Here is a 5,558-nt window from a genome sequence, read left to right as displayed (position 1 = left end):
CCGGAAGCATTACCACCCTGAGCGTCACCACCGGTGTTAGTACCGACCCCGGAAGCATTACCACCCTGAGCGTCACCACCGGTGTTAGTACCGACCCCGGAAGCATTACCACCCTGAGCGTCACCACCGGTGTTAGTACCGACGCCAGAAGCATTACCACCCTTGGCGTTACCGCCCTTATTGGTGCCGACCCCGGAAGCATTACCTCCCTTGGCGTCACCGCCCTTATTCTTGCCCTTGCTCTTGCTCTTGGTCTTGCCCTTTCCCTTGCTCTTTCCCTTGCCGTCATGCTTGTCAGAGTGCTTGTGGGTGTCAGCGAGGCTCACGACCGACGAGGCGGGCATCGGGGCCGCCGTCGCGGCGGTTGCCGGAAGGATGACACCTCCGCCGATCACAGCGGCCGAGGCGACAATCGTCGCAAGGCGAAGGCCCCGACGCTTGGGACGGTCGTCGTTGTGGGTGTGAACATTGCGGTTCATGGGTTTTCTCCTACTGATAAAGAGGGACTATTTGAGTTGCCCCGGGAATTCCGGGCGGTGGTCGGCGGATCGGTTTACGACCGGGACCGCCATGCCGGATAACCGGCGGTTCGGTGAAGGAGAGAATCCTCAGCGAGGATTTCCGCCTTACCGTGCTGCCTCGTTCCCTTTCGGGGGGGGCGCACTTCAAGTAGGCCCGACCGGCAGAGCATGGTCATGTTCCGAGGACTCGGGACTTGACGGAGGCAGATGCATCAGGTAAACCCCGCAAAAAATGCCGCCGGGCCGCCTCTGACCCTTCCGGAACCAGACGCAGGCCACCCAGAGGCGTCGTGGGTGAGGAAGTCTTCGAGGAAGGTGTGCATCACGGCGAGGACTAGGCCGAGGTGTGCGTCACCAGGTGGCGCTTGCGGCCTTTGATCTTCTTGGCCGCGTCGATGCCCTGGCTTTCTTCAGCCACGTTGTTGGAGGTTTTCACGCTCTGCGCATCCACTACGGCCGTGGACGGGGTGGCCGCAGGCCCCTGCGCTCGGCGGGTCTCGTCCCGCAGCAGACGGTGGACCTGCTGCGTGGTGCCGTCGGTCTCCCACTTCGTGTAGCAGTCGTAGACCGTAGGTCCGCTCAAGCCTCTGCCAGATGTTACGGCGGGCCTGGACGCGCCCCGCTAGCCACGTCACACGGTGAAGCGCCCCCTCGACCGGCCCGCGGACGAACACCGCGCCAACGAGATGCGGTAGCGATGGTCCGGAGACCCTGCGCAACTCCGCTCCGTGACCACGAATGCGCATAACGTAATCGATATGGCCTGAACCCTCCTTGAGCCTGCCGGGGAGCGGCAAAAGACTTCTCCTGTGCCAGAGACGGACACGAGCCCCGGAGGGGCTCCGCGCACATCAGTCAGGCTCGAAATCTGAGGAGACCGCCAAAATGTCCGACGCCGGGCCTCGCCGTAGCTCACACGCGATAACGCTTACCGACGGCACTGCCACCCGGACCCGGGAGCTGGCCCACGCCGACCTCGGCCCCATCCAGGCGTTGCACCGCCGTTGCTCGCTGGGCAGCCGCGCCCTGCGCTATCACGCGGGCAAACTCGAGCTGTCCCGGGCAGGATGGCGCCAGCTGTCCGACCCGGAGCGCGGCACCACCTTGGTCACCACCACCGCCCAGCACACGGACCGCATCATCGCCATGACCAACGTCATGCGCACCGATCAGCAAGGGGTCGGCGAACTCGCCGTGTTGATCGAGGACGCATGGCAGTCCAAGGGACTGGGCACCGCGCTGGCAGCCCACGCGGCCGATGTGGCCCGCCGGGCCGGCCACCACACCCTGACCGCGTCGGTCGCCGCGGTCAACGCACCAATGCTCCACGTCCTGGAGAGTCTTGACGCGCCGCCCACCCGCGCGACAGGGCCCGTCCTCGACATCCAGATACCGCTGTAGCAGACCTCGAGCACCGGTTCGAGCCGGCCTCCGCCCGGGAGCCCTCGGAGGCCGACTCAGGCGATCACCTCGCTCGCAGCGTTGACCCTTAAGGCGGCAGGCCCCGGGCTCCTGACTCTGACAGTGACGACAGGCCGGACCGGGCTATCACGGCAGCCCCGTCGGAACCGCGCACCGTGCCGCCGCGTCTATCGCGGGCATGAGCGAAAGAACCACGGGAGGCACCACGGGTATGAACCCGAAGACCAGGAGCACCGCCGGATGCCTCCTCGCCGGCCTCGGTGCGACGACCGCCGCGCTCGTGTGGGCACCGCGGGCCGCGTTCAGTATCGACGGCGGATTCGAGGGCCATGCCCGCGATCTGAGCGTGCTTTTCGTCGATCTGCCGCTCATCCTGCTCGGCGGCGCTCTGGTTCCGCTCTTCGCCTGGGCGCTGACCACGAGGTGGGTGCACCGTCCCTGGGTGGCGGCACTCGCAGCCGTGGCGACGCTCGCGCTCGGGGTGTGGGGGCTCACCGAGTGGTGGACCCCCCGCCAGCAGCCGGACCCCGGTTACGGACCCGGGATCTGACCCCGGCGTACTCCACAGCGTCCGCACATCAGAGTTCGAAGCTGCTGGTCCCCGGCCCGCAGATCTGGGGGGCGGTGGACAGCAGCTGTGTGGGCCCGGGGGCTTCAGCCGGACGGCCCGGTGACGTCCTCGGCCGTTCCCTCCTGGGCTTGCACACCCAGGAGTGCACCGACTGCCTTGAGACCCCATACCGGGCCGTGACTTGAGTGACCGGAACCCCGACGGCCACCTCCATGACCGCGCGATACCTCTTCTCGACCAGGCTCAACTCCACCAGCGCCGCCCCGGCCACTCCCCATGCGCGGCCAATCGAAGCGCACAGCCAAGCCGAGGAAAGCCGTGTCAAGCATCAGGTGAAGCCACTGCTTCAAGCATCAACCAAGACCGGACATGCCGGCGAACGCAGGCCGGCCGCCAAACTGCCCTACTTGCGATAGACCTGCTCCGCCTGAGGCCCCTTGGGGCCCTGGGTGACGTCGTATTCGACTTTGTCGCCCTCTGCCAGTTCCTTGAAGCCGGTCGACTGGATGGCGGAGAAGTGGACGAACACGTCCGGGCCACCGTCATCCTGCTGGATGAAGCCGAAGCCTTTGTCGGCGTTGAACCACTTCACAGTGCCTGTTGCCATGAGTCCGTCCCTATCCCGTACCGCGGCGCGGCCCTGCCGGCGCCGACTGCAGCCCCATCGCGACTGCGGCACCTGAAATCTTGCCACCCGAATCGGCTACTGCGGGTGAACGCATCGCCCATGCCTTCGTCCGACATCCATCAAGCCGCACGCGCTGCGGCACGGCCCGCGCCGCCGCACCCCCGGCCTGCGCCCGCGAAGACGTCGCCGCGCTGACGGGCATTTCGGTCGACTACTACGTCCGGCTCGAACAAGAACGCGACCCGCAGCCCTCGCCCGCGGCCTGCGCCTTCCCTGGACGAACGCGACCTAGATGATCTATTCCAAGGGGTTTAGCGTTCACCCATAGGCAGGAAGGCGAGCGCTTCTTGGATGTTGTGCTCGACGATTCCCCTCATGAAGTCGCGGTCGGGGAAGTCGCCGTCGAGGAGCCGCAATGGTCCGGCGACGAGAGACAGGCGCATCGCCAGTGTGTAGAACGTCAGACGCAGGTCATCGAGGTCACTGTTGTCCAGCCACCGGTAGTGCTCGCCGAAGCGCAGTCGCAGGAACGCGTGCTCCCACTCGACATCGAAGAACATCAGTCCCTCGATGTCGATGAGGACCGGCTGCCCGTGCCGGTCCACCAGCACGTGGTCCGGCCCGAGCTCACCGTGGATGAGCCCGTACTGCGAGCGTGGGCGGACAGCCGCAGCCAGTTTGCGAACTACAGTCTCCAACTGGTCGCGGGAACGTGTGATCAGCGTGTCGCGAGATGCTGCTTCGGTGAGGTCGTCGAGCGCGCGGTCCAGAACTACCTGCTCACATGAGCTGCCTCCAGAGGCGCCACCCTTGTCGACCAGGGCAACCTTGCCGAAGCGTGGACCCTGGTGCCGCTGCATCGCACCGAGTGCCTCGGCGAGTCGCGCCATGGTCGGTCCCACGCTGCGCGGGTCCTTGCGGAGCCGGGCTTCCAAGTTGTCGCCGGGCAGGTCCTCGACCACGGCGACGTCTGCCGGGTATTGGGTCCTGCTTCGGTCGGCCAGCCGGATCCGGGGCGTGCGGATTCCGAGGGTGTCCAGATGCCGGTGGGCGGCTTCGAAGAGTTCGATGCCGGAGGCGGACGAGAACGGGTCCGCGTGGTTGTCGGGGTTGTCGGCCTGCTTGGTGGGCCAATAGTTCTCGGCGCCGTCCCAGATGTAGACGATCGCGGTGGATTCATCGTCGAAGGTGAGGCGGTACACGCCCTTCTTGCTTCCACCTCGGAGTCGCGATACGCCCACGAGGCGATGATCGGCGCCCAGAGCTTCACGCGCGACGCCTTCCAGGTCATCCCGTGTGACAACCCTGCGTACCGGGTCCACGACTTGCCCCCCATGCATCGACTGCGCGGTCCCCGCTGATGGAGAAGGCCCTGTCGCTCAGGCACGCCACCGCATGAGCGACCGATCCTAGAGGAGATCATCGCCGGAGACCGCCAGCTGGTTGCCCAGATCGGTCTGCCCAGTTCACCATCGGCGACGACGCCTTGAAGATCGAGCTGATGCGGAAGGTCCACCCGATCCTGGCGTTGATCCAGGACGACGCGGAACGGTTCGCGGCGATCGACGATCCGTCGGTGAACGATCCGGACAGGGCTGCGGGGCTGGACGACGTACCTGGCCCAGCAGCTTGTCGGCCGGCGCCTGGACGGGACCGGCACGGGCCAGAGGAAGGTTGAGCGCATCGACTACATCGCCCGTGGCCATCGCACAGAAGCGCGCACCGAGCTGAAGGACCGGAGCCTCACCAGGTCGAGGTGAAACCGCAGGAGACTCGAGGCTGATCGCGCCTGATGGCACCGAGTGCACCCAGAACCAGCCGGGACTACTCGCCGAGAGCGGGCTGGAGAGTTGTGCGCTCGGCTGGTCGCCGAGGCCGCCGGAGTCGACGACCCAACCGCCGTAGCGGCGCTGGCCCTGTCAGGTCGCCGGCTCCCGCCGTGGCCCGACACCGTGGCAGGGCTCGCCCGACTCGCCGAACGATTCCCGCTGATCGGACTCTCCAACGCGAGCCGGACGGCGCTGTTGGGACTCAACGCCCACGCCGGACTCCGCTGGCACCACGCTCTGTCTGCCGAAGAGGTCCGGACCTACAAGCCGGACCCAGCGGTCTACCAGCTGGCCGTCACCGTCTCCGGACGACCGCCGGAGCGGCTGCTGATGGTCGCCGCCCATGCCTGGGACCTGCGCGGAGCTCAGGGCCTTGGCCTGCGCGCCGCCTACGTCGCCCGCCCCGTCGGCGACCCGCCCACCTCCTCGGACCGGTTCGACCTGCACGCCGACGACCTGGCCGACCTGGCCGACCAACTCGACAATGCCTAACTACTTGCCCCTGAAAAAGGGTTCGACCAGCTCAGAGGTGATATCGGGGTCGGATCGTGGTGGCGTCTCCTGCGGGTGGGGGCCGTGTCATCGGC

5 protein-coding genes and 4 pseudogenes are annotated in these 5,558 nt (G+C 66.7%); 4 read left to right on the top strand and 5 right to left on the bottom strand.

Translation table 11 applies throughout. The features are described 5' to 3' along the window. A pseudogene (locus ACFYWY_RS37995) lies at nt 1–479 on the bottom strand (hypothetical protein); the annotation flags it as partial. 376 nt (nt 480–855) lie between these two features. Beyond that, a complete protein-coding gene (locus tag ACFYWY_RS37990; RefSeq protein ID WP_389196026.1) occupies nt 856–1,104 on the bottom strand; it encodes a hypothetical protein in 249 nt (82 codons plus the stop codon). Between the two features lie 302 nt (nt 1,105–1,406). Here ACFYWY_RS37990 and ACFYWY_RS37985 point away from each other — a divergent pair, with 302 nt between their 5' ends. Both ACFYWY_RS37985 and ACFYWY_RS37980 read left to right on the top strand, forming a co-directional pair. Further along, nucleotides 1,407–1,922: a GNAT family N-acetyltransferase gene (locus ACFYWY_RS37985; RefSeq protein ID WP_389196023.1), complete on the top strand. Its 516-nt coding sequence runs from the start codon at nt 1,407–1,409 to the stop codon at nt 1,920–1,922. A 199-nt stretch (nt 1,923–2,121) separates the two neighbouring features. Beyond that, complete coding sequence (locus ACFYWY_RS37980; RefSeq protein WP_389196020.1) at nt 2,122–2,493, top strand: hypothetical protein; 372 nt, start codon at nt 2,122–2,124, stop codon at nt 2,491–2,493. Nucleotides 2,494–2,599: 106 nt separating this feature from the next. On the opposite strand, the pseudogene ACFYWY_RS37975 reads toward ACFYWY_RS37980, so the two are convergent. The 3 genes and pseudogenes from ACFYWY_RS37975 to ACFYWY_RS37965 form a co-directional block, all read right to left on the bottom strand. Continuing rightward, nucleotides 2,600–2,761 (bottom strand): annotated as a pseudogene (locus ACFYWY_RS37975) (helix-turn-helix domain-containing protein); the annotation flags it as partial. A 156-nt stretch (nt 2,762–2,917) separates the two neighbouring features. After that, nucleotides 2,918–3,121 (bottom strand): cold-shock protein, encoded by a 204-nt coding sequence (locus ACFYWY_RS37970; RefSeq protein ID WP_389196017.1) that lies wholly within the window; start codon nt 3,119–3,121, stop codon nt 2,918–2,920. 332 nt (nt 3,122–3,453) lie between these two features. Next, nucleotides 3,454–4,482: a phosphotransferase family protein gene (locus ACFYWY_RS37965; RefSeq protein WP_389196014.1), complete on the bottom strand. Its 1,029-nt coding sequence runs from the start codon at nt 4,480–4,482 to the stop codon at nt 3,454–3,456. A 255-nt stretch (nt 4,483–4,737) separates the two neighbouring features. Here ACFYWY_RS37965 and ACFYWY_RS37960 point away from each other — a divergent pair. Both ACFYWY_RS37960 and ACFYWY_RS37955 read left to right on the top strand, forming a co-directional pair. Next, nucleotides 4,738–4,925, top strand: a pseudogene (locus tag ACFYWY_RS37960) (hypothetical protein). 79 nt (nt 4,926–5,004) lie between these two features. Continuing rightward, nucleotides 5,005–5,463: pseudogene (locus tag ACFYWY_RS37955) on the top strand (haloacid dehalogenase type II); the annotation flags it as partial. Between the last annotated feature and the right edge of the window lie 95 nt (nt 5,464–5,558).

The sequence above is a fragment of the Streptomyces sp. NPDC002870 genome, assembly GCF_042888505.1.
GTDB lineage: Bacteria > Actinomycetota > Actinomycetes > Streptomycetales > Streptomycetaceae > Streptomyces.
This window is presented reverse-complemented; position numbering and strand designations above follow the sequence as displayed.

Bases quoted from the DNA above. Each gene is read 5' to 3' on its own strand.
- ACFYWY_RS37985 (WP_389196023.1), top strand. From the start codon at position 1,407: ATGTCCGACGCCGGGCCTCGCCGTAGCTCACACGCGATAACGCTTACC.
- ACFYWY_RS37980 (WP_389196020.1), top strand. From the start codon at position 2,122: ATGAGCGAAAGAACCACGGGAGGCACCACGGGTATGAACCCGAAGACC.
- ACFYWY_RS37965 (WP_389196014.1), bottom strand. From the start codon at position 4,482: ATGCATGGGGGGCAAGTCGTGGACCCGGTACGCAGGGTTGTCACACGG.
- ACFYWY_RS37970 (WP_389196017.1), bottom strand. From the start codon at position 3,121: ATGGCAACAGGCACTGTGAAGTGGTTCAACGCCGACAAAGGCTTCGGC.